The sequence below is a fragment of the Ruegeria sp. AF7 genome (assembly GCF_056541885.1).
In genome coordinates this window covers 13,519-37,881 of sequence record NZ_JBQFYX010000011.1, presented here as the reverse complement: position 1 = coordinate 37,881, position 24,363 = coordinate 13,519, and the positions used below count along the sequence as shown (strand labels likewise).

Sequence of the window (24,363 nt, the reverse complement as noted above, 5' to 3'; positions counted from 1 at the left end):
GTCATCTGCTCCTTACAGCTGGTACCGGCGCATCCGGGTCTGGATGCCGAAAAGGTAGACACAGACACCCAGCAGGATGATTGCAAACATCGCACCAGCGATGGCCGAACCCATATGCGGATCACCCAATTGCAGCTGGAAGCCAAAGAATGTGCGATACATGAAGGTGCCAAGAATATCGGTCGAGAAGTCAGGCCCCGCCAGAGCGCCCTGTGCAGCATAGATCAGATCGAAGGCGTTGAAATTGCCGACAAATGTCAGAATTGAGATGATCCCGATCGAGGGCAGGATCAGCGGCAGCTTGATTTTCCAAAAGGCACTTGTACCGGTGATGCCATCCACTTCCCCGGCTTCCAGGATTTCCTCAGGGATCGATAGCAAGGCCGCGTAAATCAGCATCATTGGGATACCGACAAACTGCCAGACCGAAATCAGCGCCAGAGTGGTCAAAGCGTATTCCTCCTTTCCCAACCACGGGGCAAAGAGGGATTTCAACCCAACCGCATCCAGCATCGAAGGAGCGATGCCCCAGATGGGCGACAGGATCAGTTTCCATGCAAATCCGACGATCACAAAGCTCAGGATTGTTGGAATGAAGATCGCCGACCGATAGAGCACCGCAAATCGCAGGCGCGGATGGCTGAGCAGCGCTGCCAGCGCGATGCCGATGGGGTTCTGCACCAGCATGTGAATCAGAAAGAACCAGAAATTGTTGCCCAGCGCATTCCAGAACTGTTCCGACCAGATCGGATCGAAAAACAGCGTTTGAAAGTTCTGCAGTCCAACAAAAACGCGGCTCTGGTCGACCTCAGAGTAAAGGGCCAGACGGAGCGTGTTGAACAGGGGAAAGATCATCACCGCTGTGTAGACAAGCACGGCTGGTGCCAGAAACACGACGATATGCCAGCGGATGCGGGGGCGGGTCATGGGGAGCGCTTTCAATGGAATGCCGGGCGTACCCGGGCAACTCATGCTGCCCGGGTATGGTTCAGCTTACTGATGTGGTGCGTACCACGAGGCGAGGCCCGCCTGTAGTTCTGCACCCAGCTCTTCAGGCGACTTGGCACCTTTGATCGCGGCAACGGATGCGCCCCAGGTCTCGTTCTCGAGGTTTGGTGTGCCGCGCGACAGGATTTGATAAGTCGAGCGGATGGTCGATTCACATTCTTCACGCCAACCGACGATTTCCTTGGCCAGCGGGTCCTGCAACTCGACCGGAGTGCTCGACAGCGGGAAGAAGCCGGGCAGAGCGTTGCCGAAGATTTCAGCAAACTCGGGGCTTGCGACCCAGGTCAGGAATGTTTCAGCGGCTTCAGGATTCTTTGTGGCCGCGTTCATGCCGATGCCGATATCCGTATGGTCCGAGATATAGCAGGTGTCACCTGCATTCTGAACCGGCGGCTTGAAAGCACCCATCTCGAAATCGGCTTGTGCGTTGAAGCCGGAAATCTCCCATGATCCCGCAGGATAGATGGCTGCGCGGCCCAAAGTGAAGATGTTCTGGCTGTCGGGATAGGTCTGTGCTTCGTACCCGTCACCCAGATACGCACCCCAGCGGGCCAGCGTTGCGTACGGGGCTGTCCAGGCTTCATCCGTCAGCTTCTGTTCGCCTGCGATCAACGCCTGACGACCTTCTTCACCCTTCCAGTAGTTCGGCCCGATGTTATTGTAACCCATCGTGGCAGCTTCCCATTGGTCGTTGGTACCCATCGCCATTGGGATGTAAGTGCCGTCTTCTTTGATCTTGTCCAAAGCGGCAAAGAACTCGTCTTCTGTGGTCGGCACTTCGAGGCCCAACTCGGCAAAAGCGTCCTTGTTGTAGATGAAGCCGTGAATAACCGATGCCATCGGCACGCAGAAGCTGGCCGAACCGTCATCCGTCTGCCAGGCAGACTTTGCAACGTCCGAGAAGTTGTTCATCGCCTCGACCGAGGACAGATCGGTCAGGTGACCGGCCTCATAAAGCGCCAGCGAAGCATCGAAGGGGCGGCAGGTAATCAGGTCACCGGCAGACCCCGCATCAAGTTTCGAGTTCAAAACCGCGTTGTATTCTGCCGGGGCAGACGGCGTGAACTGGACTTTGATGCCAGGATGTTTTGCTTCAAAGGCCGGGATGATCTGGTCCTGCCACAGGGTCAGGTCATCGTTACGCCAGCTTTCGATGGTCAGCGTGACGTCCTCGGCATAGGCGGCAGAGGCTAACAGCGTCCCACCAAGCAAGGCCAGTTTCAGGCTATTACGTTTCATTGTACTCTCCCATTTGGTTTGCAGTTATTTATCAGGTGTCAGTGCCGCGCTCAGAACTCCGCCCGTTTCTTTCAGGCGCACATTGGCTGCCGCCAGTGAAACGCCGCGAGCGGCGATGAGAATGGCGGATTTGGTGTCTCCTTGCGCTTCAGCCAGGGCGTTTTGGGCGGTGCTTGCATCAACTCCGGCGATCCGGGCGACGATGCCGGTCGCACGCGCGCGCAGCTTTGCATTGTCTGCTCTCAGGTTGACCATCATCCCCTCGTGAACATGACCCAACTTGATTGCCATAAGGCTGGACAGCATGTTCAGCGCAATTTTCTGGGCCGTACCAGCGCCCATTCGGGTTGAGCCTGAAATCAGCTCAGGCGGGGTGGCAAGCAGAATCGCGTGATCGCATTGCGTCAACAGTGGGCTGCCCGGGTTGTTGGCTATCCCGATCGTGCTGGCACCCGCAGCACGCGCAAGTCGCGCGGCCTCAAGTGTATAAGGGGTGCTGCCGCTGGCAGAGACAGCAATGACCGTGTCGTTGCAGGTAAGCCCGGCCAGCCCTTCAACCAGCCCGTCGGTGTCATCCTCGGTTCCACCGGGCATATGCGCGGATTGCGGCAACCCTCCGGCCATCAGGATATGGATTCGGTTTTCGTCGATGCCGAAAGTGCCGCCCAGTTCCATTGCATCAGCCGCAGCCATCAGCCCCGAAGACCCCGCCGCCGCGTAATATAATGAACCACCTGATGCCAGACTGCGGGCCATGGCGTCGGCACCGTCGCATATCCCACGCAGGGCGCCCTGCGGGGCACCGGCCGCTTCCTGCTGACCCCTGGACAGGGCCAGCGCCGCCTCTTCCAGCGGTCGGTTACCCAAATCGTATGCGTCCGGGTGGAGTTGTTCGGTGATGTGTGGCAGCACGTGTTTCTCCTCGTTGCCAGAAAGCATACCTATACAATACCATTTGTCCACTAATTTTTTTTCAGCCGCTATTGGCCTTATAATTCAACGTATTTTCGATCTTTCCGCCCATATTGGATTTACTTTGGCATTTACAGCTCAACATAGGCATTATATAGGTATCATCATGCTTAGGTCGAAAAATAATCCAATCATCGCAGCAGACGGCGGCGGAACGAACTGTCGGATCGCCTATGACGATGGCCAGCAGCGACAGGTGGTCGAGGTTGGCCCCGCCAACGTCGCCAGCGATTATGATGGCGCGATTGTACGGCTGAAAGACGGCCTGAAGATGCTTGCGACTAAGCTCAGTGTTCAGCCCGGCACCCTGAAGCCGATACCGGCGTATTTTGGACTTGCGGGAGTTACAGGTGATCAGATCGCCCAGCGGGTGGCGGCGGATTTGCCGTTGGACAGTATACTGGTCGAGGATGATCGCCACCCTGCGCTGGCGGGCGCGCATCAAGCAACCGACGGTGCAATCGCCCATTGCGGAACGGGTTCGTTTCTGGCCCTGCAATCGCAAGCCGGCCGACGCTTTGCCGGTGGCTGGGGCTCTGTGCTGGGGGATGAGGCCTCTGCTCAGTGGATTGGGCGCAGAGCGCTTTCGGTGACGCTGGATGCATGGGACGGGCTGGTGCCAAAATCCAACCTGACTGAGGGCTTGCTGAACGCATTTGGCAGTACAAGCGGTATTGTCGCTTTCGCGGCCGCGGCACGACCACATGAATTCGGCCAGATCGCGCGACAGGTGACAGCGGCGGCGAGGTCAGGGGATGAGCGGGCGGTTTCGCTTATGCACGAAGGTGCTGCGCATCTTTTGCAAGCACTGGAAGCAATGGGCTGGACCCCGGCCATGCCATTATGCCTGACCGGGGGTATTGGCCCTCACTATGAGGCGTATCTGCCGGATCGTGCGCGTGGCGCAGTAACAGAGCCCAAAGGTGCGCCTATCGACGGGGCCATCGCGTTGGCCCGGGCTTTCCAAGTGGAGCATTCGGCATGAACGCAGCATCTTTTCTGGCTTCTGACGACTGGCTCGAGAACGGTGGCGGGCCGCGCTATGTCCGGCTGCGCCAGCGGCTGGAAGAAGGCATCGACGCTGGAGTCCTTCCCCCGAATTCCTCATTACCGCCCGAGCGCGAGATCGCCGAGATCACCGGCCTGTCCAGGGTCACCGTGCGCAAGGCCATTCAGGAACTGGTGAAACAGGGCGCAATCGTACAGCGGCAGGGTTCCGGGTCTTTCGTACGGAACGCCGCGCCGAAATTGGAACAATCGCTTTCGCATCTGACGTCTTTCAGTGAGGACATGCGCCTGCGCGGTATGGAATCAACCTCCAAGTGGTTGGAACGGGGCGTTTTTCTACCATCACCCGAGGAAACGGCGGTGCTCGGGCTGCCCGCTGACGGACAGGTGGCGCGCATTTGCCGCCTGCGAGAGGCTGGCGGGCGTCCCATGGCAGTCGAACGTGCCTCTTTGCCATTGGACATTCTGCCAAACCCGCTTGCCGTGCGCGACTCACTCTATGATCTTCTGGAAGAAAACGGCTGCCGACCTGTTCGCGCCATCCAGAAGATTTCCGCCGTTAATCTAGAGGCTGAAGATGCAGCTCTGCTTGGTGTCGCCGAAGGCGCGGCAGGGTTGAGCATCCAGCGGATTTCCCATCTGGAAGGCGGGCGCGTCGCCGAATTCACAAAATCCAACTATCGCGGCGATGCCTATGACTTTGTGGCTGAGCTGCGACTTACTCCATGATCTGCGATTCTGATGGAAAGGCTGCCCCGATGACCCCGAAAACGACCCTGATGCGTCAGGAAATCGAAGAGATTCCTGTTGCCGTCGAGCGATTGCTTAGCAATGGCGGAGATGCCCTGAGCACAGCCGCGGACGTCGCCCGGAACGGAGGGCTGAAGTTCATGATTTCGGCGGCGCGCGGCTCTTCCGACCACGCCTGCACCTTTCTGAAATACGCAAGCGAATTGCTTCTTGGCTTGCCTATGGCATCCGTCGGCCCATCGGTCGCGTCAGTGTATGGCGCTGACCTGCATGTGGCCGGGGCGCTTTGCCTTTCTGTTTCACAATCAGGAAAAAGCCCGGATATCGTGCAGCTTACGAAAAATGCCCGAAAGGCCGGGGCCAGCACCGTAGCAATCACAAATGACCCATCTTCCCCCCTTGCACTGGCGGCTGAGGCGGCTTTGCCGCTGCACGCAGGCCCCGAGCTTAGTGTAGCAGCGACAAAAACCTTCGTGACCTCGCTGGTTGCCGGGCTTTGGCTACTGGCGGAACTGAAAGGCGACAAAGATCTTCTGGCTGCGCTGCGTGGCCTGCCAAAGCACCTTGATGCCGCCACACGGTGTGACTGGGGCAGAGCGGCGGCTGCCGTCACCCAAAGCTCGCTTTATACGCTCGGTCGCGGACCAAGCGTAGCGATCTCGAACGAGGCCGCGCTGAAATTCAAGGAAACCTGCCAGATCCATGCCGAAAGCTATTCCTCGGCCGAGGTGCTGCACGGCCCGGTCTCGATCGTGGAAGGCGGATTTCCGGTTATTGCCTTTGCCGCCAATGATCCGGCAGAGCCGCTGTTGGCCGAGGTTGCCGACACGCTCGCGGCCAAAGGGGCACAGGTATTTGCCACCAGCCCATTGGTCACAAAGGCCGAGGTGCTGCCTCATGTCCGCACGGATCATTGGCTAACGGACCCGGTGGCAGCTATCGTGTCCTTTTATTCAATGGTCGAGCAGGTCGCAGTACAGCGCGGGATCAACCCGGATGCGCCACGTCACCTGCGGAAAGTGACGGAAACGGTATGAGCGTCCAGGCGACCATCTACCACGGCGGGCTTGTTTATGACGGCACCAGTTTGCGTGACGGTGCCGCACTGCGGCTGGAGGCTGGCCGCATCACCGATATTGGCTTTGACGTAAAGACAAGCGCTGGCAAGCTTGTCGATCTGCAAGGCGACATACTGGCCCCCGGCTATGTTGACCTGCAAGTGAATGGCGGCGGCGGAGTGATGTTCAACGCCGCCCCGTCTGTCGAAACACTGGCACGCATCGCCAAGGCGCACCGGACGCTTGGGGCAACCTCGATTCTTCCCACCCTGATCACGGATACCGCAGCCAAGACCCGCGCCGCCATCGAAGCGGCCAAGGCGGCGGTAGCTGCGGGTGTTCCGGGGATCGCTGGCCTGCATCTGGAAGGGCCACACCTTTCGGTGGCTCGGAAAGGTGCCCATGATGCAGCCCTGATCCGCCCCATGGATGACGAGGACCTGACAACGCTTGTCGCGGCAGCACAAGCGCTACCCGCATTGATGCTGACGGTTGCGCCAGAAAACGTGTCAATTGCGCAGGTGAAAGCGCTGGTCTCAGCAGGTGCCGTTGTTTCGCTGGGCCACAGTGACGCGGATTATGATACCTGCCTGTCTTATGCCGAGGCCGGTGCGTCCTGTGCCACGCATCTGTTCAACGCCATGAGTCAACTGGGCAATCGATCTCCCGGGCTTGTCGGGGCGGTTCTGGCCGCGGGTCGATTAAACGCCGGGCTAATCGCCGACGGTATTCACGTTCACCCTGAAGCCATGCGCACAGCCTGGGCCGCCAAGCGGGGCCCAGGCCGGATATTTCTGGTCAGCGATGCGATGGCGCCGGCTGGCACGGACCAGCGCATGTTCGAACTGGAAGGCCGCCGCATTTCCCGCAAAGACGGGCGTTTGACACTGGCCGATGGTACTTTGGCAGGGGCTGATCTAGATTTGACCACAGCGCTGCGTGTTCTGACCACGCAAGCCGAAGTGCCGCTGGAAGTCGCATTGGCATCCGCGACGCGTATACCCGCCGAAGTAATGGGATTATCCGACGCGGGGCGCTTAACCATAGGAAAACAATGCCCGCTGATCCGCATTGCCAGAGATCTGAGCAACGTAGACGTGCTGGTTTGAACCAGCGTCATAAGACCTGCGCTGACAAAATCCTGAGTTTCTGCAACCATTAGTCAATTCACTGAACGGGAACGGATTTCAGGTAAGCAGCAATGGCCAATCGGTCTTCATCGCTTAGTTTCGAGGTGTTCTCGATGACTTCGACCATTTCGCCACCAGCGCTGTCATAATCCGGTGTGAAACCGGATTTCAGATATTCAGCGATGTCAGCCTCGGACCAGTCAAGCTGGGCGGTGGTCAAACCGGGGATGCGCCCCTTTCCATTCGGATTTGGCGCTCCGGTCAGCCATAGACCCCGCTTCAACCCTCCCAGTCCGTTTCGTGGTGTATGGCATTCTGCGCAGTGCCCCAAAGCTTCCACCAAATACCGGCCTCGGATTTGCTGGTCGGTCAGATCACCTTCAACCACCCAGCCCGAGTCTGAAAACAGAAGTTTCCACAACCCCAGCCCGCGCCGGATATTGAAAGGGAACCCAATGTCATGCGGGATATTTGCCGCGTCAGACGCAGGCAGGGTGTTCAAAAACGCATGAAGCGCCGCAACATCCTCGACCGTCATCTTGGCATAAGACGTATAGGGGAAGGCCGGGTAATAATGCTGTCCCTTGGGGCCTGTTCCGTGTTTCAGGGCATTGGCCAGATCCAGCGCGGACCATGATCCAATTCCGGCGTCTGGATCACTGGAGATGTTTGGAGCTACAAACGTACCAAAATCCGTTTCGAACCGCCGCCCGCCGGAAAGAATAAGCTTTCCTTCCTCGCTGGCATCCGGGGCCGAGTGGCATGAGGCGCATCCTGCTGAATAGAAGACAGACGCCCCTCTGGTCACGTCGGGGGTCAGACCCGCCAACCGGGCTGGATCAACCCTTTGCGGTCGGGTCAACAGCAAACCGGCCAACCCGACCATAAGCATGACCAGAACGGCGAAAAGTAGAATGCGCCGCACTGATCAATTCTCCTTTAATTTTCCGGTGCTCTGTAAGCTTTGTGACAGGCAGAGCAGGTTCCGCCAAGCTGACCCATCGCCCCTTTCAGGGCTTCAACATCCTGACCTGCCGCAGCCTGCATCGCAACAGCGGCGTCGGCCAGTGCCTGCCCTTTGGCCCCAACATCTGCGAAGTTTTCCCAAATTGCAGGCAAGGCACGGGTAGACGGGTCTGACACATTATCCGATCCGGCTGGCCACATCGCAGACTGGTCGATCTGCGACACGACAACAATATTATTTGCGGCCCGTGTAGCCGCTTCGGCATCATATTCTGCCTCTCCCTTGGCCATGGCGCCCAGCGTTCCAAGGTTGAAAGCGTAAAGCTGCATAATCGAAGTCCGCGCTTTTACAGCCGGGTTTTCGCTATCCTGAGCAATTGCAGTTCCAACTACGGCCAAGGACAAAAGACCTGCCGCAAAGATCGAAGACTTCTTCATCATGGTGTGGCTCCCTGTTTAATGTGCCATATGATAGCTTGAACGATTTTTCTTGTAATTGTTTGTTATTCGGCCTCACTTGTTCATTTATGAACAACGACAACTGGGACGATATTCGATATGCCCTCGCCGTCAGCAAACACGGCTCGTTGAATGCGGCGGCGACAGCCCTGGGCGTTGCACATGCAACCGTCCTGCGCAGAGTTGCCGCCTTCGAACACCGATATGGCTGTGTTGTTTTTCGGAAAGACCCGTCAGGGTATTCGGTTCTACCCGAAGCCAGAACAATTCTGTCCGCAATGGAAAGCGTTGAAGAGGCCGTGCTTTCGGTCGAACGCGCCGTTGTGGGCGCAAATCGTTCGCCTACGGGTCATGTGCGTATCGCGTCCACGGACAGCCTTTGCCAGTTTGTCCTGCCACAGATACTAAACTCAATTTCCGCTCTCTATCCCAGCCTCGAACTGACGATCCTCAGCGGAAACAGCCACCATGATCTGACCAGGTTAACCGCGGACATAGTTGTCCGCCCTTCGGTTCAACTAGGTGAAGGCTTGACTGGAGAGCGCGCAGGAACTTTGCACTTTGGGGTTTATTGTAACGGTACCCATGACCAAAAATGGATGCGGCTTGATGGGGCACTCAGCCGTTCACTTCCGGCGAAATGGTTGGCTGAACATGTGCGTGCCAATGAAATGACGAACGGAGCAGACAGTTTTCTGGTGCTTCAGCAGATGGTTGCATCCGGTGTGGGGAGAGCTTTTTTACCTGCGTTTATTGGCGACGCTGATCCCCGGCTTCACAGGTTGAACGACATTGATCCCGGGATCGAGGTTCCGCTTTGGGTCGCGACACTTGAGGAAATCGCACACACGCCAAGGTTTGCGGTCGTGCAACGGGCTTTGGTTGAACACCTGCCGCACGCACTGGCTGGATGACGTCACAATTTTAGCGTCTTGGTAGGTCGCTTTGCGTTGAAATCTCCGGCAAGTCGTGGCGGTTGCCCTATACCTGCAACTGGACGTCCTGCGCCGCGATGGTCAGGTTTTCACCGCCGCTCCAGGTAGTTCTTTCCGGATCTGTTTCGCCAAGACGTGTCGAAGGTACTTTGGGATGGGCCAGATATGCGACACCTCGCTTCGAACGTTTCAACGCAGGTGGTGAAAAGCCCCAGATAGAATGTGCCGACCGCGCCATTCATCATTTACAAATATAAACATTCATCTTAATGATTATGTATGAGCAGAGACCCAAATTTCTCCCGGCGCACCTTCCTGTCCCAAGGCGCATGTCTGGCGGCACTCTGCCTGCGACCCAGCTTTGCGATTGCGGAAATGACACTTGGTCAATCGGCAAGGATTTCAACTTTGTCGGATGGCTACTTGTCATTGCCACCCGAAATGGTCTTTGGGGCAATGCCCGAGGCAGAGCTGACAGAACTTCTGAACCGCCATCAAACAGATCTGACCAGATACGAGCCCGAGTGCAACATTGTGCTCTACCGCGATGACCAGAATACCATACTGTTCGACGTTGGGGCCGGGCCGGATTTCATGCAAACCGCTGGCAAACTTCCGGAAACTCTGGACGCCGTCGGGTTATATCCGGATGAGGTCACGCAGGTGATATTCACCCATGCGCATCCGGATCACATCTGGGGTGTGCTGGACGACTTCGGAGATCCCCTCTTTCCCAATGCCAGATATCATTTTGGCCGCAAGGAATGGGACTTTTGGTGGAATCCCGCAACCGTTGACACGATAGGAGCCGACCGCACGGCATTCGCGGTGGGCGCAAAGCGGCGCATGGAAGCCATCGAAGACATGGTTGCGTTCTTTGATGACGGGCAGGAAATCCTTCCCGGTATCGCAGCACGCGCTAGTTTCGGGCACACGCCCGGACATATGGCGTTCGAAATTCGCAAAGGCAGTGACGCGGTGATGGTCGTCGGCGATGCGCTCGGCAATCCGCACGTCGCGTTCGAGCGTCCGGACTGGCGCAGCGGTACGGATCAGGACCCTGACGCCGCGGCAAGTGCCCGGAAATCGCTGCTGGATCAGATTTCTCATGCCCAAATGAAGGTTATTGGATTCCATTTGCCAAATGGCGGAATTGGCCGTGTCGAAAAGGCCGGTTCAACCTATCGATTTATTGGAGAGCCTGCATGATGCGCGCTTTGTTGATTGCCTGTACCTTGGCCACGCAAACCTGGGCCAGTGAGGATATTGCACACCAGTACCCGCAGAGCGTTCTTTACTCGAAACCTGTGGAATTTATTCCCGGCGTCTTTTCCGCCATCGGTGCAACCGCACCCCCGACCTATGAGAATTCAGGCCACAACAATAACCTCAGCTTCGTCGTGACCGGAGAGGGTGTTGTCGTCATCAACGGTGGCGCGGCCTATGTGCTTGCCGAAGCGCTTCACAAGGAAATTCAAGCGATCACGGATCAGCCCGTGAAGCTTGTCTTCAACGAAAACGGTCAGGGGCACGCCATGCTGGGGAACGCCTACTGGTCGGAACTTGGGGTGCCCATCGTCGCTCATTCAGATGCGGCGGCTGAATTCGAAGAATATGGACCGCAAATCCTTGCAGGGATGCAGGCATATAACAAGGACAAGGCAGAAGGAACGGTTTTAACCGGTCCGACCGAAACGTTTGACGATGAATACGTCGTCGAACTCGGTGATTTTCGTATCGAAGCCAAACATCTTGGACCTGCGCACAGTCCCGGCGACATTTCGATCTGGTTGCCCAATCAAAGCCTTGTCATCGCCGGTGACATGGCATTTCACGAACGTATGCTGCCGATCTTTCAGGACACCTACACCGCAGATTGGCTTGAGACCTGGGACAATGAGTTCGAAGCACTGGAAGCCACATATGTGATCCCCGGGCACGGTCATCCTACGAACATGGATCAGGTGCGCCGGTATACACGCGACTACCTGATCTACCTGCGCGCGAAGATACAGGAACATATGGATGCTGGCGGCGATCTGGCCGAGGCCTATTACGTCGACCAATCCCCTTACGCCCATTTGGACACGTTCGAAGAACTGGCTACAAAAAACGCCGGTCGTGTCTACGAACAGATGGAATTCGAATAAGTCAGGACCGCCGAAGAACGGGCATTCGCATCATCATCCGATGGGTGGCCACGGCCCCGACCCACATCGAGAAGACGGCAAGCCACGCAGTCAGCGACAAGGCCGATCCCCCGGACAATCCGGCACCAACGGCGCAGCCACCCGCCAACATTGCACCAAAACCCATCAAGACAGCCCCGACAAGGTAACGCTCCATCGGAGTATCCGGACCGAACTGTTCGATCTTCCACTCGCCGGAAAGAACGGCAGAAAAAGCGGCGCCAATTGCAACGCCCGGAACCAGACCAATGCCAAAGGACAGCGCAACGTTCCGCTCGGCCACCAGCGCCATCAAAGTATCCGTTGCCGGGCCAGTGAACGTGACCGAAGACACCGGCACGACTTCGAAAGAGGCTTGTGCAATCGCAAATGTCATCAACCAGCCAAGCGCCACGGCGACACCAACTCCGGCTGCCGTGACAATCCTTGTCATTGTCACCTGCTGGCGCACTGCAAAGGCAACGGCCAGAACAAATGTCCCTGCGGCAAAGACTGTGTATGCGATAGGCGAAAACCCAAGTAGTGCCGAAAGGTCGCGCGCATTGCCACCAGTGATCGTCCAAAGACCGGACAGCGCCTCGCGCGCGGGGCTGAGCACACCTGTGTAAGCCGCTTGCGCGACCAACGTCAGAACCAACCCCGTCACCATTGCCCGCAGATTGCCGCATGAGGCCAACACCAACAGGCGCGACGCGCATCCGCGCGCCAAAATCATTCCGACGCCAAACATAAGACCGCCGATCACCGCCCCGCTCAGGCTGCCTGTTGACGCAATCGAACGCGCCCCGGACAAATCCAGCCATTCAATCGAAACGAACCCCTGAACCAGGGTCAGCGCCGACGTGAATGCGATCAGCCAGACGGCCAGACGGGGCCCAAGTTCGCCCTCGGCGACTTCAACAGTGGATGCCCGCAAACAGAAATGAGATTTCTGAGCGGTAACTCCGAACAGGATGCCAACAAGCAAACCGGCGACAGCCAATGTGCCCGAATCTCCCAGCAGTTCGATGAGGCGTTCCATAGACAAAAACTCTCACCTTTTTACGTGCCCGTCTTTGCCTTTCGTCAAGTTCTCACTGTGCAGCCATTGGCTTGCGCGCAAGCTGACACTGTGTCCACAACGCACCCAATGCCTCGACCAACCGGGTCACATCTTCTGACGAATGTACAGGCGACGGTGTGATCCGAAGACGTTCGGTGCCTTTCGGGACAGTGGGATAGTTTATCGGCTGGATATAAATCCCATAGTCGCGCATCAGAACATCCGAGATGAAGCGGCACTTGACCGGGTCACCGACCACGACCGGGATAATATGGCTTGGGTTGGGCGTGTGCGGAATGCCCAAAGCGTCCAGCCTGCCTCGAACCTCGCTTACGCGTTGCTGATGCAAACACCGTTCCGCATTGCTTTGCTTTAGGTGCCGAACGGATGCTGCTGCGCCGGCGGCGACGGCCGGTGGCAACGCGGTAGTAAAGATAAACCCGCTGGCAAAGGAACGGACAAAGTCGACAAGTTCCTTTGACGCCGCGATATACCCACCAACCACGCCGAACGCTTTGCCCAACGTGCCTTCGATGACTGTCAGGCGATCCATCAACCCTTCGCGTTCGGCAATGCCGCCACCGCGCGGGCCGTAAAGCCCTACTGCATGAACTTCGTCCAGATAGGTCATCGCGCCGTACCGATCCGCCAGATCGCAGATTTCGGCAATCGGTGCGATATCGCCATCCATCGAATACACACTTTCAAACGCGATCAGTTTTGGCGCGTTGAACGGCAGTTCCATGAGATGTCGCTCAAGGTCCTTCAAATCGTTATGCTTCCAGACCCGCTTTGCGCAACGACTGTGGCGGATACCCTCGATCATCGATGCGTGGTTCAATTCGTCGGACAGAACCGTGATACCGGGAATTCGCGAGGCCAGAGTTCCCAATGCAGCCCAATTTGAAACATACCCGGACGTAAAAAGCAGCGCTGCTTCCTTGCCATGCAGATCTGCAAGCTCCTGCTCGAGCAGAACATGTTCATGGGTGGTCCCCGAAATATTCCGGGTCCCGCCAGCCCCTGCGCCACAGCCATCAATCGCCCGGTGCATGGCTGCCAGAACCTTTGGATGCTGACCCATTCCCAGATAATCGTTCGAGCACCAGACCGTAACTTTCTCAGGTCCGTTTTCTGCATGATTGTGTGCAGTTGGAAAGGCGCCGCAATGACGCTCAAGCTCAGCGAAGACCCGGTAGTTTCCTTCGTCCTGCAATTGCCTCAGCTGGTCACGAAAATACTCTTGGTAGTTCATTTCAGTTTCCAACGGCTTCTTCGACGATACCGGCCAACAGGGCTTCGACTTTCTCCATCGGTCCGTCAGGATAGCTTCGGTAACCCACTTTGACACCGCCTTCGTCCTCGGCCACAAAGATCCCGTAGGGGCAATATCCGATATTCATCGGGTCGGCCTCCATCATCTCGCGCGAGAGCTTTGCGGAACAGAAGATAAATATTTCAGCGGCTGCGAAGATCTGCTTGTCGCTGCCGACATCCGCCCCCGTCCGGTTCAGCATATCGCCAACATGGCTCACATAATCGATAACCAGCCCCTGCCCAACAATTGCTGATTCAACGGCAAAGGTTGCATCATCAAAGCTACCGTCAAAGGGAACCGCAATGACTTCCTCAGCAAAAGCCTGGCTTGCCAATACAACTGAAAATGCGGCTGATGCGATAAAGTGTTTCATGATGATGTTCCTCCTCCTGAACCACATTTCTTCAGATTTCACCGCCAAGACTTTGACACCGGTCAAAGCCTTGGCGTTTCTTAGCCGAACATGTCCGATGTGATACCAGCATACCAACCCAGCGACTCTTGGTAGGTTGCTTTTCTCAGGTCGGAATCTTCGCCGGTCTGGCTGATAAACCCATCCACCTTGGCAATCTTTTCAGGCGTCGCCTCATAAGTCGCACCGACCTTGACCCCGTCATCCGTATCAATGAGCGACCAGCACGTGTTCGAGAACTTGGCCGGGAAGATCTTTGATCCGGTCAATGCGCCACGAACGGCGTTGGCACAGACTTTCGCCTGGCTGTTGGCCGAGAAACCGGATTTCGGCATGTCGCCTTGCTGGCTGGCATCACCAAGGACATAGATGTCAGGATCAACTTTCGATGACATGTCCGCCGCGTTCACCGGTGCCCAGTTGCCATCGGTTACACCGGCCATTTCCGCAATACGCCCGGCTTTCATGGCCGGGATCACGTTGCAGACGTCGACCTTGGTTTCTTCACCGTCGATGGTCACCGTCATGGCATCCGGATTGACCGAGACATTGCCGCCGCCAAAATCCTCTCCGACCCAGTCGATCATGCCTTCGTAGTGGTCGGCCCACCCCTCCTGGAACAAAGACATCTTGGAGAATTTGGCTTTCGGATCGGCAATGATGATTTTCGCTGTCGGATTGTTCGCCTTCAGAACATGCGCAACCATCGAAACCCGCTCATAAGGTCCGGGCGGGCAACGGTACGGGTTCGGCGGTGCGACCATCGCAAAGGTTCCACCTTCGGGCATCGCCAGAACCTGCGCCTTCAACAGCTCGGTTTGAGAGCCCGCCTTATACGCATGCGGCATCTTGTTCTGTGCAGTTACACCCCACCCCTCGACCGCGCCATCGACAAAGTCGATACCCGGGCTCAGGATCAATTTGTCATAAGGAATGGATCCGCCACCCGCCAATGAGACAGTTTTGGCGTCGCGGTCGACGCCCACGACCCAATCGTGAACAACGTTGATACCGTATTTTGCAGCAAGCGTGCCATAGCTGTGCGCAATGTCCGAAAGCTCTTGAAACCCGCCCAGATACAGGTTCGAGAAAAAACAGGTGTAATATGTTCTGGACGGCTCGATCAGGGTGACGTCAATCTCACCCTTGCTGTCTTTGGCGATATAGCGGGCCGCGGTTGCGCCGCCTGCCCCGCCCCCGACCACCACGACACGGGGCTTGCCCTGCGCCAGCACCATCGGGGCCGACAGCCCGGCGGCAAGTACCCCTGCGGTTCCCAGAAATGTCCGTCTGTTGAGTGTCATCGCGTTTCCTCCCCTTAGGCATTGTCACTGTGGATTGTTGAAGTAAGCGGCCAGTGCCGCGATCTCATCGTTGCTCAGGCGGCCCGCGATCATTTGCATGACGGGATGAGGCCGCTGCTTATCCTTGTAGGCGTGCATGGCGACAACAAAATCCTGGTCGGGCCAGTAAACGATCGAAGGAATCCCATCATCGCCACCCTCTATCTGGTGGCACGTCGTGCATTCGCTGCTCAGGTATTCGCCATATTCGGGATCACCTTGGATCGCGAGGATTTCGGGATTGACGGAATGGTCCGTTCCCTTTGCCGTTGGGTCGGCTTCGGGGATGTCTTGCGGGTTGTCGGAAAACACACGCAAGTAGGCAATTACATTGGCCCGGTCTTCCGCGTTCTCGAGCCCGCGAAAGCTCATTCTGGTGCCGGATGCGAAGGCGCGGGGGTTTTCAATGTAAGCCGACAATGTATCGGCGTGCCATTCCAGCCCCGAAGTCCCGGCACGGATCAGGCTTTTGGAATAGTTGAACTCCTCAAGCCCGGCAGCCCGGCGGCCAAATACACCATTCAGGTGCGGACCGATCCTGTTTTCAGCGCCCGCGCCGACCTGATGGCATCCTTCGCATTGGGCAAACACAAGCTTGCCAGCTGCTGCATCGCCCAAGTCCTCGGTCGCGGCAGCAGCTGTTGCCAGAATACTCGCAGCAAATATGACACCTGTTGCCCCCCGCCACCGCATGATCAGCTGCCGAAAGATTTCAGGTAAACGATGACCGCGTCGATATCATCCTGTTTCTTGAGCCCGGCAAAGGACATACGTGTCCCCTTCATGTAGGCTTTAGGCTTAGCCAGAAACGCGGCCATCTCTTCATCCGTCCAGATCAAGCCATCCTCGGCGGCAGCTTTCATGGCCTTGGAGTACTTAAAGCCTTCGACGGCGGCCGCATTGGCACCGACAACGCCGTTCAATGCCGGACCCGTGCGATGCTTGGCCCCTTCGCCGACCTGATGGCATGACTTGCACTTCTTGAAAACTTTTTCGCCATTTTCGATCATTTCGGGATCAAGTGCCGCTGTGTCGTCAGCGGCTTCTACGACCTCGACGGGTGCTTCCTCGGAAACAGATGCCGGGTCCGCGCTTTCAACCCCGGCTTCGTCAGGCGTTACATCCAGAACGGCGGCGCGCATGGTGATTTCCACGCCTTCTTTGCAATCCGTCATGCATGGCTCATCCGTCCAGAAATGCGCCTCGGCCGTTTCGCGGTCATCCACGATGAAACCCCCGGCATTCGGCATTTCCACTTCAAGGATATTTTCGTGCGACAGCGTGAACTCATCATCGACGATGTCATTGGAATACAGGATATAGGCGACAATCGCGTAAACATCGTCAGGCTGCAGCGATTGTGCATCTCCAAACGGCATCGAACGGTTCACATAGTCCCATACCGTCGAAAGGTGCGGCCAGTAGGAGCCCACTGTTTTCAGCGGGTCCTTATCTGCAAGCGTGCCCTCGCCGCCCGCCAGTTTCGGCCAGTTGTCCACACCTTCAGCAAAATCGCCATGACAGATCGCGCACCTTTCGGCAAAGACCTCTTCACCGGTGAACACGTCGCCGGAACCTTCGGGCAATCCGGTTCCGTCAGGTGCAACGTCGTGGTCCCATGCCGCGATTTCTTCGGGCAACGCAGGGCGCCCAAGCCCTAGCTTGTCTGCATGGGCCGGAACCGCTACGCACAACCCAAGGGCCGAGGCGGCCAATAGCTTACGATACTTCGACATTTTCCGCCTCTCCATTTTCCTTGATCCACCAGGTCTGGATACAATTGTTGTGGTAGATCGAGTTCTCGCCTCGCACATCCCGCAGCTGAGCTTTGCTGGGTTGGACGTAACCGGTCGAATCCTTGGCGCGGGCCTGCAACAGCATCTCTGAACCGTCCCAGTTATGGTCCAGATAAAACCGGGTCAGCGCCTTGTCTGTTCCGGGCGCCGCCAGACGGGCCGGAACCCAGTTCTTGCCACCATCCACCGACACGTCGACGCCGGTAATCGAGCCCCGCCCGGACCAGGCCAACCCGGTGATCACCAACGGCCCGGGTCCATGGGTTATCGGCGCTTGCGGGCTGGGCGATGTGACGACCGATTTGGCGTCCATGACCCATGTCCACTTGCGTGATGTTCCGTCTTCGAGAGTATCCGTATACTTGGATGTCTCTTCGCGGCTTTCGATAGCCATCTCGGTGACCTCGACCCGGCGCAGCCACTTGACCCACATGTTGCCTTCCCAGCCGGGAACGACAAGACGAACGGGATATCCGTGTTCTTTACGCAAAGCCTCACCATTGGCTTTGAATGCTACAAGTACGTCATCCATCGCCTTTTCCAGCGGGATCGAGCGACCATTCGAGGAAGCATCCGCGCCTTCGACGTAAACCCATTTGCCTTCGGGCTTTACCCCGGCCTCTTCCAGCAGAGTGCGCAGCGGAACACCGGAATATTCCATGTTGTGGATCATTCCGTGCGTGAACTGCGCGCCGTTGAGCTGCGCACCGGCCCATTCCATACCCGTATTGGCAGCGCATTCGCAGAAATAGATACGGTTCTCGCGCGGGAAACGTTCCAGATCTTCATATGTGAAAATCAGCGGAGTTTCGACCAGACCGTTGATCATCAGACGGTAGTCCGCCTTGCTCAGTTCGATCGCACCCGAATGGTGCCGCTCGAATGCGCATCCCTGCGGGGTGATCGTGCCGTCCAGCGCGTGGATCGGCGTGAAATTGATCGAACTGATTGTGTCTGCGGTCAACCACTCGACGTTGCGCCGTACGACATCACTCTCGAATTGGATTGGCAGGCCGTAGGGGGTTGCATCTACACCTTCGCCCGTTGCCTGTGCCCATTCCTGAACCTGAGTGATCAGCGGGTCAGGGCCTGCGGCGCGCGCCGCTGAGGCACCGACCGCACCTACGCCAACCGCGGCAGCACCGCTTAGAAACTGGCGACGCGATGGGGCTTTTGCCCTTGGATTCTCGCTCATTTTGTTTGCCTCCGTCATTCGATCAGCAAATCTTGTATTCAATGTTTGACATTCGGTTCGCGCTGTCAGGCTCCGATCACCTCGACCGATGTATTCGGCTCGACGGTGACGGTGCCCTGATTACGAATGTGGTTTTCGACGACATCCCAGATGGGCGGGCCTTCGGTGCCCTCGTTGACGCTGGCCCAACCGGCCACAACATAGGATTTCGCCGGATCAATCGCCTCACCTGTCTTGAGCAGGGTCATGTCGCTGATCCGCTGCCCTTGCGGTTTGGTGACATCGATACGGTATCCAAGGCCGCCGACACGCACCATGTCGCCACCCTGCTGGTAATAGGGATCGGGGTTGAACAGGTTGTCGCCAACATCCTCGAGGATCACGTGAATGAATTCACCCGTCATTTCCGTACGATACGCATTCGGATAGGACATCGAAGTAACATTCCAGATATCCTCACGCGTGATCTCCTGACCGGGTAGGATCGACGGACCCCAGCGCACACCCGGCGACATGGCAATATCCGCCTCGCGCTCGCTGATCAGTGCATCGCAGATCAGATCGTCCCACGTGCCATTGAAGTTTCCGCGCCGATACAGCAGCGAGTCCGTCTTGCCGATCACTTCGCTTAGTGCCGCATCATATGGTGCGCGCTGTTCGTTGATCAGGGCAGTGATTGCCGGATCAGGCGCGATGACGTCTGAAAAGATCGGGATCAGCTTGTGCTTCAGCCCCATCATCTGGCCATCCCGCACGTCCAGATCAACGCGGCTGACGAATTTGCCGTTCGAGCCAGACGCGATGATATGCGTCTTTTCGACTAGAACCGGTTCAGGCAAAGCGTCATGGGTGTGACCGCTCAGGATTACATCAATCCCCTGAACGCGGCTCGCCATCTTTTTGTCCACGTCAAAGCCGTTATGGCTGAGGACGACGACAACATCGGCACCTGCGTCGCGCACCTCGTCCACCATGGCCTGCATGTTCTCATCCCGGATCCCGAACGAGTATTCCGGGAACATCCAACTGGGGTTGGCAATTGGCATATACGGGAAAGCCTGTCCGATGACGGCAACCTTGGCCCCGCCGCGTTCGAAGAACTTGTAGGGTTTGAAAAGCTCCGCAGGTTCATCCCATTCCGCGTCAAAAATATTCTGACCCAGCGCCGCAAAAGGCAAACCTTCAACGATCTCGTTGACCCGCTCGCTGCCCAACGTGAACTCCCAATGGAATGTCATCGCATCGGGCTTGAGTGCATTCATCACGTTGACCATGTCCTGACCCGCTGTCTGATAGCAGGTATACGAGCCATGCCAGGTGTCGCCCCCATCCAGCAACAACGCATCTGGCCGGTCGGCACGGATGGCGTTGATAACGGTCGAGACCCGGTCAAGCCCTCCGACGCGGCCATAGGTCTTCGCCAATGCAGCAAAGTCATTGTAAGTCAGCGCATAGGCGGACGGGCTGCCATCTTCGATCCCGTAAGCCTTGCGAAATGCGGCCCCCGTCACATGCGGCATTTGCCCGCGCGCGTCTCCGATGCCCAGGTTGACCTCGGGCTCGCGGAAGTAAATCGGTTTGAGCTGCGCGTGGATATCCGTGATGTGAATCAGGCTGATATTTCCGAAGGTCTCAAATTCCAGCAACTGGTCCTGGGTCAGGCTTTGCTGGGCCGCCAGCCTTGCCCAGTTCCCGAAACCGGATGCCCCGTACAGCGCTGAGGCCGCCATGGAGACCTGTAGAAAATCACGTCGCGATATCATTTGTCGGCTTTCCTGTTTCACATATAAATGTGTGAATGTAGTAGAAATGAAAAACCCGCGCCCGGAAATCCCGGCGCTGGTTCTTTGTTACTGACGCACGGCCGGCGTTTCGACCGAAAGGCCGTTGCCGCGCGATGCTACGTAAAGCTCCAGCGCCCGGAATTCGTCGGAACCTTCGGCAAAGGTTTCAGCGCGTGTATCACGAATACAGCCGCGGAAGCGGTTGTGACGCGAGATCAGCTTGGCCTGCTTCAGACGATAAGTCGGGAAACCGTTGATCATCCCCTGGCTCAGATGGTCGGCCCGGATCATGTTGCCCCAATTGTCTTCGTGACAGTTGGCGCAACTCAACTCCAGCTGACCATATCGGGTGTAGTACATTTCCTTGCCCTGCTCCCAATAAGGAGCAGCATCGCCGTCAATGGCGACATTCATGGGCAGCCCTCGTGACTGAAAGGCAATCAGCGCGACCATGCCCTGCATATCGGCACCAGACCATTTCCACGCATCTGCTTCCATGCGTTCCGTACGGCACTTGTTGATCAGATCTTCCATCACAACCAGCTTGCCGGTTTCCGCATCGACCTTCGGCATGGACGCTTGCAGCCCTTTGAAGCTTTCCACATCATCGTGGCACGAAGAGCAACTTTTGCCAGCCGCGCCATCTACAGCCTCATAAAGATCAGCGGCCTGGTCGACAAAAATCATAGCCGGGTTGTCGAAATCGTCGATCTGCAACGCCTGCGTTTCATCGGTCCTGAAATGCCACCCCGAATAGATCGTATCGAAGTTCTCGACATGGGCCGGGGCCTCGGTCACCGAAACCATTTCCAGTTCTTCGTTGATCACCAGCTTGTCTTCGTCAGGTCCAGCTGCCACTGAAACCGGGAAAGCCAGAACTGCCGCGATCGCCGTGAGTGCTTTTTTATTCATTGCGTTCCTCCCTTGGGTGATCAGCGCAGGTTTTTACCACCGGCGCTGATCTGCCGTTACGGTCGAGCCGTCAGGCGATCTCGATCGGTTTTTTTGTGTCGTAAACGGACCCGTCATCGTCATACCAGGTGAAAACGAATTCCCCGGCTTCAGGCACGGTTGCATCGAACTGAAAATACGGGTTTGTCGAAATCGCCGGCTCCATCGTCACGTCTATCACCAGTTCTCCGTTAAATTCGCAGGTGAACCGATTGATGATCGAACGCGGAATGACGTTGCCTTCCTTATCCTTACGCTGGCCACTTTCCATATTGTGGCTGATCAGCGTTTTGATCGTGATTGCTTCGCCAGCAGCGGCTGTTTTTGGAACCTTGACGCGGGGTTTTACACCGGATGCCATTGGTTTTTCTCCTGTTCTTCAGGGCGCGTGGCGATCAGCCGCCGCAGCCGCCAATTGTCACTTTTACGGTTGCCGAAGCCTTGGCAAAGCTACCATCAGCCATTTTGGCCACAGCAATGACATCTTGCGTTCCTGCAAGACGAATGCGGGTCGAAGCCGCCTGCGCAGCAGCCAGCGGGCCAAAGTTGAACGTGGCAACGCCGGGCTCGGGGTTTCCAGCCGCTACGATCAGAATTGCTGCCGCACCCGGCGCGCTGACTTCGATCGGAACGGTATTTCCGTTCTCGGCAATTTCCGGCGCCGTCAGCGTCACACCGCCGTCAGCCACGTCTGCACCGCCAGTAAACGCGGCTATCGCGTCTTCCGCAGCCGCATTTGCGCGGAACGGCATCAGGGTCAGGACCGCAGCGCCCAGACCAAGAGCCAGAGTCTCGCGACGAGAAAATTCCATTTTCAATCTCCTTTGGATCCTCACGAATTCACGCCTGAAAGCGTGATTATTGTTCTTTAAGGGTTGCGAGGAACGCGACGACGTCCTCGATTTCCTGTGCAGTCAGGATTGACGTCAAAGGCCCTGACGGGGCTTTGCCCGTATAGGCGTCGCCCGGACGGATATAGCCGTCATCCTTGTAGAAAGCCGGCATGACCGTTCCGTCAAACGTCATCTTGGCATTTGCGACCAGTCCTCGAAGCTCCGCCTCGGACCACCGATCCCCGGCCCCATCCAGCAGCGGACCGACTTCGCCATGGAACGGAATATCCGCCAAAGCCGTGACCTGATGACAGGCCACACAGTTGCCCTTGGATTTCTCGCCCACGATGACCGCACCGTTTGCCGCATCGCCGGCGACGCCGGTCAATGAAGCCTCGATCGCACCATAATCGTCGAACTGTACGTCTTTTGGTCCTGTTTCTGCCGCGATGGCGGCACTGCCTGTTATGATACAAGCCAAAGTCAAGTGTCTCAGCTTCATGATCCCTCCCATTTGCTACCGCGCCGATGGCGCTTTGCGACCCAAAGCCTCTGTGTACCGTAGTCGACGGGCAGGGTTCATCGCAACATTAAATTCATCTTAATGAATTTTTTTATTTATATTGCAACACGTCAATCTTGCGAAACATTGTTTCTCTCTTGAATGCGGCGCGCGTGATACCGTTGAAAATCTTCCCCGTTATCAAGCTCGTACCGTTTTTCATTGACCCAGGTAAAAAGATCGAGGGTCGTTCCCTTCGAGAACGCCCCGGGCATGACCGCAACGGCCGCTTCGATTGCTGTGGCATCCTCTGACACGTCCTCAGGTAAGAAAACCAATGTAGGGGTGAACAGAATCCCCCATTTGCGCATCAGTGATCTTTGCTCGGCTTCTTCTCCGTCAAAATCGGTGGCCATCGTACTTCCGTGTAGGTCCAGCTGAACGACAAAGAAGTTTTCTTCGATATACGCAGACAGGTCGGGTTGCGGGAAAACCTCTTCATGCATCTTTTTGCAGTAGATGCAGCCCTGTTGTTCAATGAACAGAACCAGCCGCTTGCCTTCCCCCCTCGCTTCTTCAAGGTCTTCACGAAGGTCTTTGAACGTGTCTCGCATCCACGGCGTTTTATGCAGACCGTCATCCCCCAGTTCAGCTGCGTAAACCGCCCCAGCAAACAGCCCTGCAATCAAGAACAATACTATCCGTTTCATGGTGTTCTCCCGAATTAGCCAATGGCCGCCAGCCAAGGCATGTGATCCAGCATCCATTGTGCGATTAGATTTATGGAATTGGTCGCGATCAGGATGCCAAAAAGAATCAGCAAGACACCCATCGCCTTTTCAATCATTCCCAGATGTTTCCGGAAACGTGCCATCCATTGCATGAAGGGCCGAACCAGAAAGGCTGCCAGAACAAACGGCGCTGTCATGCCAACCCCATAGACGAACAAAAGCACGGCACCGCGCCAAGCGGTCTCGGTTCCAGCCGCCGTGAACAGGATCGCCGCCAAAACCGGCCCGACGCAAGGCGTCCAGCCAAAGGCAAAAGCCAGCCCCAGAACATATGCCCCGATCACGCTTACATTTGTCGTCTCACCGATGTCTGCGCGAAACTGCCGATACAGGAAGCCGATACGGAAAAGACCCAGAAAATGCAGGCCCATCGCGATGATGATGAGCGCAGCGATCCATCGCAGAATGTCGAAATAAGCACGAACCAGCTGACCGAAGATCGACGCCGTGGCGCCAAGCGCCATGAAGACCGTGATGATCCCGGCGGCAAAAGCTATCGCTGACAGGGTCGCCCGGCGGCGAACATCCGGGGTGATCGTCGAACCGGCCGAAATCTGCTCCATCCCGACGCCCGCCAGATAGCTGAGGTAGAACGGGACAATGGGCAGAATGCAGGGGGACAGGAAAGACAAAAGCCCCGCGATCAAAGCCCCTGCAAACGTGATGTCGAGCATGGTCAAAT

Annotated in this window: 26 protein-coding genes; 7 read left to right on the top strand and 19 right to left on the bottom strand. The window is 56.8% G+C overall.

Annotated elements, in window-relative coordinates:
• Positions 1–12: 12 nt before the first annotated feature.
• The 3 genes from ACR0AP_RS15590 to ACR0AP_RS15580 form a co-directional block, all read right to left on the bottom strand.
• Positions 13–927, bottom strand: coding sequence for a carbohydrate ABC transporter permease (locus tag ACR0AP_RS15590; protein WP_267366203.1), 915 nt, complete (start codon positions 925–927; stop codon positions 13–15).
• A gap of 66 nt (positions 928–993) precedes the next feature.
• Positions 994–2,247 carry an ABC transporter substrate-binding protein gene (locus ACR0AP_RS15585; protein WP_267366202.1) on the bottom strand — a complete coding sequence of 418 codons (1,254 nt, stop codon included), beginning with the start codon at positions 2,245–2,247 and terminating at the stop codon, positions 994–996.
• Positions 2,248–2,271: 24 nt separating this feature from the next.
• Positions 2,272–3,159: an N-acetylmuramic acid 6-phosphate etherase gene (locus ACR0AP_RS15580; protein WP_348540386.1), complete on the bottom strand. Its 888-nt coding sequence runs from the start codon at positions 3,157–3,159 to the stop codon at positions 2,272–2,274.
• Positions 3,160–3,325: 166 nt separating this feature from the next.
• Between ACR0AP_RS15580 and ACR0AP_RS15575 the strand changes: the two genes are divergently transcribed.
• Genes ACR0AP_RS15575 through nagA form a run of 4 tightly spaced genes read left to right on the top strand, consistent with a single transcriptional unit; the run spans position 3,326 to position 7,144 of the window.
• The gene (locus ACR0AP_RS15575; protein ID WP_480507640.1) at positions 3,326–4,204 is read left to right on the top strand and encodes a glucosamine kinase nucleotide-binding domain-containing protein; all 879 of its coding nucleotides are present in this window, start codon (positions 3,326–3,328) and stop codon (positions 4,202–4,204) included.
• Positions 4,201–4,956, top strand: coding sequence for a GntR family transcriptional regulator (locus tag ACR0AP_RS15570; RefSeq protein ID WP_209507520.1), 756 nt, complete (start codon positions 4,201–4,203; stop codon positions 4,954–4,956). Before ACR0AP_RS15575 ends, ACR0AP_RS15570 begins: the two co-directional genes overlap by 4 nt.
• A 29-nt stretch (positions 4,957–4,985) precedes the next feature.
• On the top strand, positions 4,986–6,014 hold the full coding sequence (locus tag ACR0AP_RS15565) for an SIS domain-containing protein (protein ID WP_209507519.1): 1,029 nt from the start codon (positions 4,986–4,988) through the stop codon (positions 6,012–6,014).
• Positions 6,011–7,144, top strand: coding sequence for an N-acetylglucosamine-6-phosphate deacetylase (gene nagA, locus ACR0AP_RS15560; protein ID WP_480507638.1), 1,134 nt, complete (start codon positions 6,011–6,013; stop codon positions 7,142–7,144). The genes ACR0AP_RS15565 and nagA overlap by 4 nt, the downstream gene beginning before the upstream one ends.
• A gap of 58 nt (positions 7,145–7,202) precedes the next feature.
• On the opposite strand, the gene ACR0AP_RS15555 is transcribed toward nagA, so the two are convergent.
• Positions 7,203–8,090 carry a c-type cytochrome gene (locus tag ACR0AP_RS15555; RefSeq protein ID WP_480483415.1) on the bottom strand — a complete coding sequence of 296 codons (888 nt, stop codon included), beginning with the start codon at positions 8,088–8,090 and terminating at the stop codon, positions 7,203–7,205.
• Positions 8,091–8,104: 14 nt separating this feature from the next.
• Entirely contained in the window at positions 8,105–8,572 is a 468-nt protein-coding gene (locus tag ACR0AP_RS15550) for a c-type cytochrome (protein WP_209597499.1), read from the bottom strand.
• Positions 8,573–8,658: 86 nt separating this feature from the next.
• Here ACR0AP_RS15550 and ACR0AP_RS15545 point away from each other — a divergent pair, with 86 nt between their 5' ends.
• The 3 genes from ACR0AP_RS15545 to ACR0AP_RS15535 all read left to right on the top strand — a co-directional run bounded on the left by ACR0AP_RS15545 (position 8,659) and on the right by ACR0AP_RS15535 (position 11,675).
• Positions 8,659–9,504, top strand: a complete 846-nt coding sequence (locus tag ACR0AP_RS15545) for a LysR family transcriptional regulator (RefSeq protein WP_480507636.1) — start codon at positions 8,659–8,661, stop codon at positions 9,502–9,504.
• A 300-nt stretch (positions 9,505–9,804) separates the two neighbouring features.
• Positions 9,805–10,734: an MBL fold metallo-hydrolase gene (locus ACR0AP_RS15540; RefSeq protein ID WP_480507634.1), complete on the top strand. Its 930-nt coding sequence runs from the start codon at positions 9,805–9,807 to the stop codon at positions 10,732–10,734.
• Positions 10,731–11,675, top strand: coding sequence for an MBL fold metallo-hydrolase (locus ACR0AP_RS15535; RefSeq protein ID WP_480507631.1), 945 nt, complete (start codon positions 10,731–10,733; stop codon positions 11,673–11,675). The genes ACR0AP_RS15540 and ACR0AP_RS15535 overlap by 4 nt, the downstream gene beginning before the upstream one ends.
• A 1-nt stretch (position 11,676) precedes the next feature.
• Here ACR0AP_RS15535 and ACR0AP_RS15530 read toward each other — a convergent pair whose 3' ends face one another.
• The 14 genes from ACR0AP_RS15530 to ACR0AP_RS15465 all read right to left on the bottom strand — a co-directional run bounded on the left by ACR0AP_RS15530 (position 11,677) and on the right by ACR0AP_RS15465 (position 24,355).
• Entirely contained in the window at positions 11,677–12,735 is a 1,059-nt protein-coding gene (locus ACR0AP_RS15530; protein WP_480507629.1) for a YeeE/YedE family protein, read from the bottom strand.
• A 52-nt stretch (positions 12,736–12,787) separates the two neighbouring features.
• Entirely contained in the window at positions 12,788–14,011 is a 1,224-nt protein-coding gene (gene hemA / locus ACR0AP_RS15525) for a 5-aminolevulinate synthase (RefSeq protein WP_480507627.1), read from the bottom strand.
• A gap of 1 nt (position 14,012) precedes the next feature.
• Positions 14,013–14,447, bottom strand: coding sequence for a DUF302 domain-containing protein (locus ACR0AP_RS15520; protein WP_480507625.1), 435 nt, complete (start codon positions 14,445–14,447; stop codon positions 14,013–14,015).
• 80 nt (positions 14,448–14,527) lie between these two features.
• On the bottom strand, positions 14,528–15,790 hold the full coding sequence (locus ACR0AP_RS15515; protein WP_480507623.1) for an FCSD flavin-binding domain-containing protein: 1,263 nt from the start codon (positions 15,788–15,790) through the stop codon (positions 14,528–14,530).
• A gap of 24 nt (positions 15,791–15,814) precedes the next feature.
• Entirely contained in the window at positions 15,815–16,522 is a 708-nt protein-coding gene (locus tag ACR0AP_RS15510) for a c-type cytochrome (protein ID WP_209507508.1), read from the bottom strand.
• 2 nt (positions 16,523–16,524) lie between these two features.
• Positions 16,525–17,565 (bottom strand): c-type cytochrome, encoded by a 1,041-nt coding sequence (locus ACR0AP_RS15505; RefSeq protein ID WP_480507621.1) that lies wholly within the window; start codon positions 17,563–17,565, stop codon positions 16,525–16,527.
• Positions 17,549–18,820, bottom strand: coding sequence for a sulfite dehydrogenase (gene soxC / locus ACR0AP_RS15500; protein ID WP_209507506.1), 1,272 nt, complete (start codon positions 18,818–18,820; stop codon positions 17,549–17,551). The genes ACR0AP_RS15505 and soxC overlap by 17 nt, the downstream gene beginning before the upstream one ends.
• A gap of 65 nt (positions 18,821–18,885) precedes the next feature.
• Positions 18,886–20,583 (bottom strand): thiosulfohydrolase SoxB, encoded by a 1,698-nt coding sequence (soxB, locus tag ACR0AP_RS15495; RefSeq protein ID WP_480507619.1) that lies wholly within the window; start codon positions 20,581–20,583, stop codon positions 18,886–18,888.
• 87 nt (positions 20,584–20,670) lie between these two features.
• Complete coding sequence (soxA, locus tag ACR0AP_RS15490; RefSeq protein WP_209507504.1) at positions 20,671–21,516, bottom strand: sulfur oxidation c-type cytochrome SoxA; 846 nt, start codon at positions 21,514–21,516, stop codon at positions 20,671–20,673.
• A 70-nt stretch (positions 21,517–21,586) separates the two neighbouring features.
• Positions 21,587–21,916 carry a thiosulfate oxidation carrier complex protein SoxZ gene (soxZ, locus tag ACR0AP_RS15485; RefSeq protein ID WP_209507503.1) on the bottom strand — a complete coding sequence of 110 codons (330 nt, stop codon included), beginning with the start codon at positions 21,914–21,916 and terminating at the stop codon, positions 21,587–21,589.
• A 34-nt stretch (positions 21,917–21,950) separates the two neighbouring features.
• Positions 21,951–22,367 carry a thiosulfate oxidation carrier protein SoxY gene (soxY, locus tag ACR0AP_RS15480; RefSeq protein ID WP_480507616.1) on the bottom strand — a complete coding sequence of 139 codons (417 nt, stop codon included), beginning with the start codon at positions 22,365–22,367 and terminating at the stop codon, positions 21,951–21,953.
• 46 nt (positions 22,368–22,413) lie between these two features.
• Positions 22,414–22,890, bottom strand: a complete 477-nt coding sequence (soxX, locus tag ACR0AP_RS15475) for a sulfur oxidation c-type cytochrome SoxX (protein ID WP_209507501.1) — start codon at positions 22,888–22,890, stop codon at positions 22,414–22,416.
• Positions 22,891–23,021: 131 nt separating this feature from the next.
• Positions 23,022–23,600, bottom strand: coding sequence for a thioredoxin family protein (locus tag ACR0AP_RS15470; RefSeq protein WP_480478083.1), 579 nt, complete (start codon positions 23,598–23,600; stop codon positions 23,022–23,024).
• 14 nt (positions 23,601–23,614) lie between these two features.
• Entirely contained in the window at positions 23,615–24,355 is a 741-nt protein-coding gene (locus ACR0AP_RS15465) for a cytochrome c biogenesis CcdA family protein (RefSeq protein WP_267366182.1), read from the bottom strand.
• Positions 24,356–24,363: the final 8 nt, after the last annotated feature.

Excerpts from the sequence above, each read along its gene's own strand:
- ACR0AP_RS15590 (WP_267366203.1), bottom strand. The coding sequence starts at position 927 with ATGACCCGCCCCCGCATCCGCTGGCATATCGTCGTGTTTCTGGCACCA.
- ACR0AP_RS15585 (WP_267366202.1), bottom strand. The coding sequence starts at position 2,247 with ATGAAACGTAATAGCCTGAAACTGGCCTTGCTTGGTGGGACGCTGTTA.
- ACR0AP_RS15575 (WP_480507640.1), top strand. The coding sequence starts at position 3,326 with ATGCTTAGGTCGAAAAATAATCCAATCATCGCAGCAGACGGCGGCGGA.
- ACR0AP_RS15570 (WP_209507520.1), top strand. The coding sequence starts at position 4,201 with ATGAACGCAGCATCTTTTCTGGCTTCTGACGACTGGCTCGAGAACGGT.
- ACR0AP_RS15565 (WP_209507519.1), top strand. The coding sequence starts at position 4,986 with ATGACCCCGAAAACGACCCTGATGCGTCAGGAAATCGAAGAGATTCCT.
- nagA (WP_480507638.1), top strand. The coding sequence starts at position 6,011 with ATGAGCGTCCAGGCGACCATCTACCACGGCGGGCTTGTTTATGACGGC.
- ACR0AP_RS15550 (WP_209597499.1), bottom strand. The coding sequence starts at position 8,572 with ATGATGAAGAAGTCTTCGATCTTTGCGGCAGGTCTTTTGTCCTTGGCC.
- ACR0AP_RS15545 (WP_480507636.1), top strand. The coding sequence starts at position 8,659 with ATGAACAACGACAACTGGGACGATATTCGATATGCCCTCGCCGTCAGC.
- ACR0AP_RS15540 (WP_480507634.1), top strand. The coding sequence starts at position 9,805 with ATGAGCAGAGACCCAAATTTCTCCCGGCGCACCTTCCTGTCCCAAGGC.
- ACR0AP_RS15535 (WP_480507631.1), top strand. The coding sequence starts at position 10,731 with ATGATGCGCGCTTTGTTGATTGCCTGTACCTTGGCCACGCAAACCTGG.
- ACR0AP_RS15530 (WP_480507629.1), bottom strand. The coding sequence starts at position 12,735 with ATGGAACGCCTCATCGAACTGCTGGGAGATTCGGGCACATTGGCTGTC.
- hemA (WP_480507627.1), bottom strand. The coding sequence starts at position 14,011 with ATGAACTACCAAGAGTATTTTCGTGACCAGCTGAGGCAATTGCAGGAC.
- ACR0AP_RS15520 (WP_480507625.1), bottom strand. The coding sequence starts at position 14,447 with ATGAAACACTTTATCGCATCAGCCGCATTTTCAGTTGTATTGGCAAGC.
- ACR0AP_RS15515 (WP_480507623.1), bottom strand. The coding sequence starts at position 15,790 with ATGACACTCAACAGACGGACATTTCTGGGAACCGCAGGGGTACTTGCC.
- ACR0AP_RS15510 (WP_209507508.1), bottom strand. The coding sequence starts at position 16,522 with ATGCGGTGGCGGGGGGCAACAGGTGTCATATTTGCTGCGAGTATTCTG.
- ACR0AP_RS15505 (WP_480507621.1), bottom strand. The coding sequence starts at position 17,565 with ATGTCGAAGTATCGTAAGCTATTGGCCGCCTCGGCCCTTGGGTTGTGC.
- soxC (WP_209507506.1), bottom strand. The coding sequence starts at position 18,820 with ATGAGCGAGAATCCAAGGGCAAAAGCCCCATCGCGTCGCCAGTTTCTA.
- soxB (WP_480507619.1), bottom strand. The coding sequence starts at position 20,583 with ATGATATCGCGACGTGATTTTCTACAGGTCTCCATGGCGGCCTCAGCG.
- soxA (WP_209507504.1), bottom strand. The coding sequence starts at position 21,516 with ATGAATAAAAAAGCACTCACGGCGATCGCGGCAGTTCTGGCTTTCCCG.
- soxZ (WP_209507503.1), bottom strand. The coding sequence starts at position 21,916 with ATGGCATCCGGTGTAAAACCCCGCGTCAAGGTTCCAAAAACAGCCGCT.
- soxY (WP_480507616.1), bottom strand. The coding sequence starts at position 22,367 with ATGGAATTTTCTCGTCGCGAGACTCTGGCTCTTGGTCTGGGCGCTGCG.
- soxX (WP_209507501.1), bottom strand. The coding sequence starts at position 22,890 with ATGAAGCTGAGACACTTGACTTTGGCTTGTATCATAACAGGCAGTGCC.
- ACR0AP_RS15470 (WP_480478083.1), bottom strand. The coding sequence starts at position 23,600 with ATGAAACGGATAGTATTGTTCTTGATTGCAGGGCTGTTTGCTGGGGCG.
- ACR0AP_RS15465 (WP_267366182.1), bottom strand. The coding sequence starts at position 24,355 with ATGCTCGACATCACGTTTGCAGGGGCTTTGATCGCGGGGCTTTTGTCT.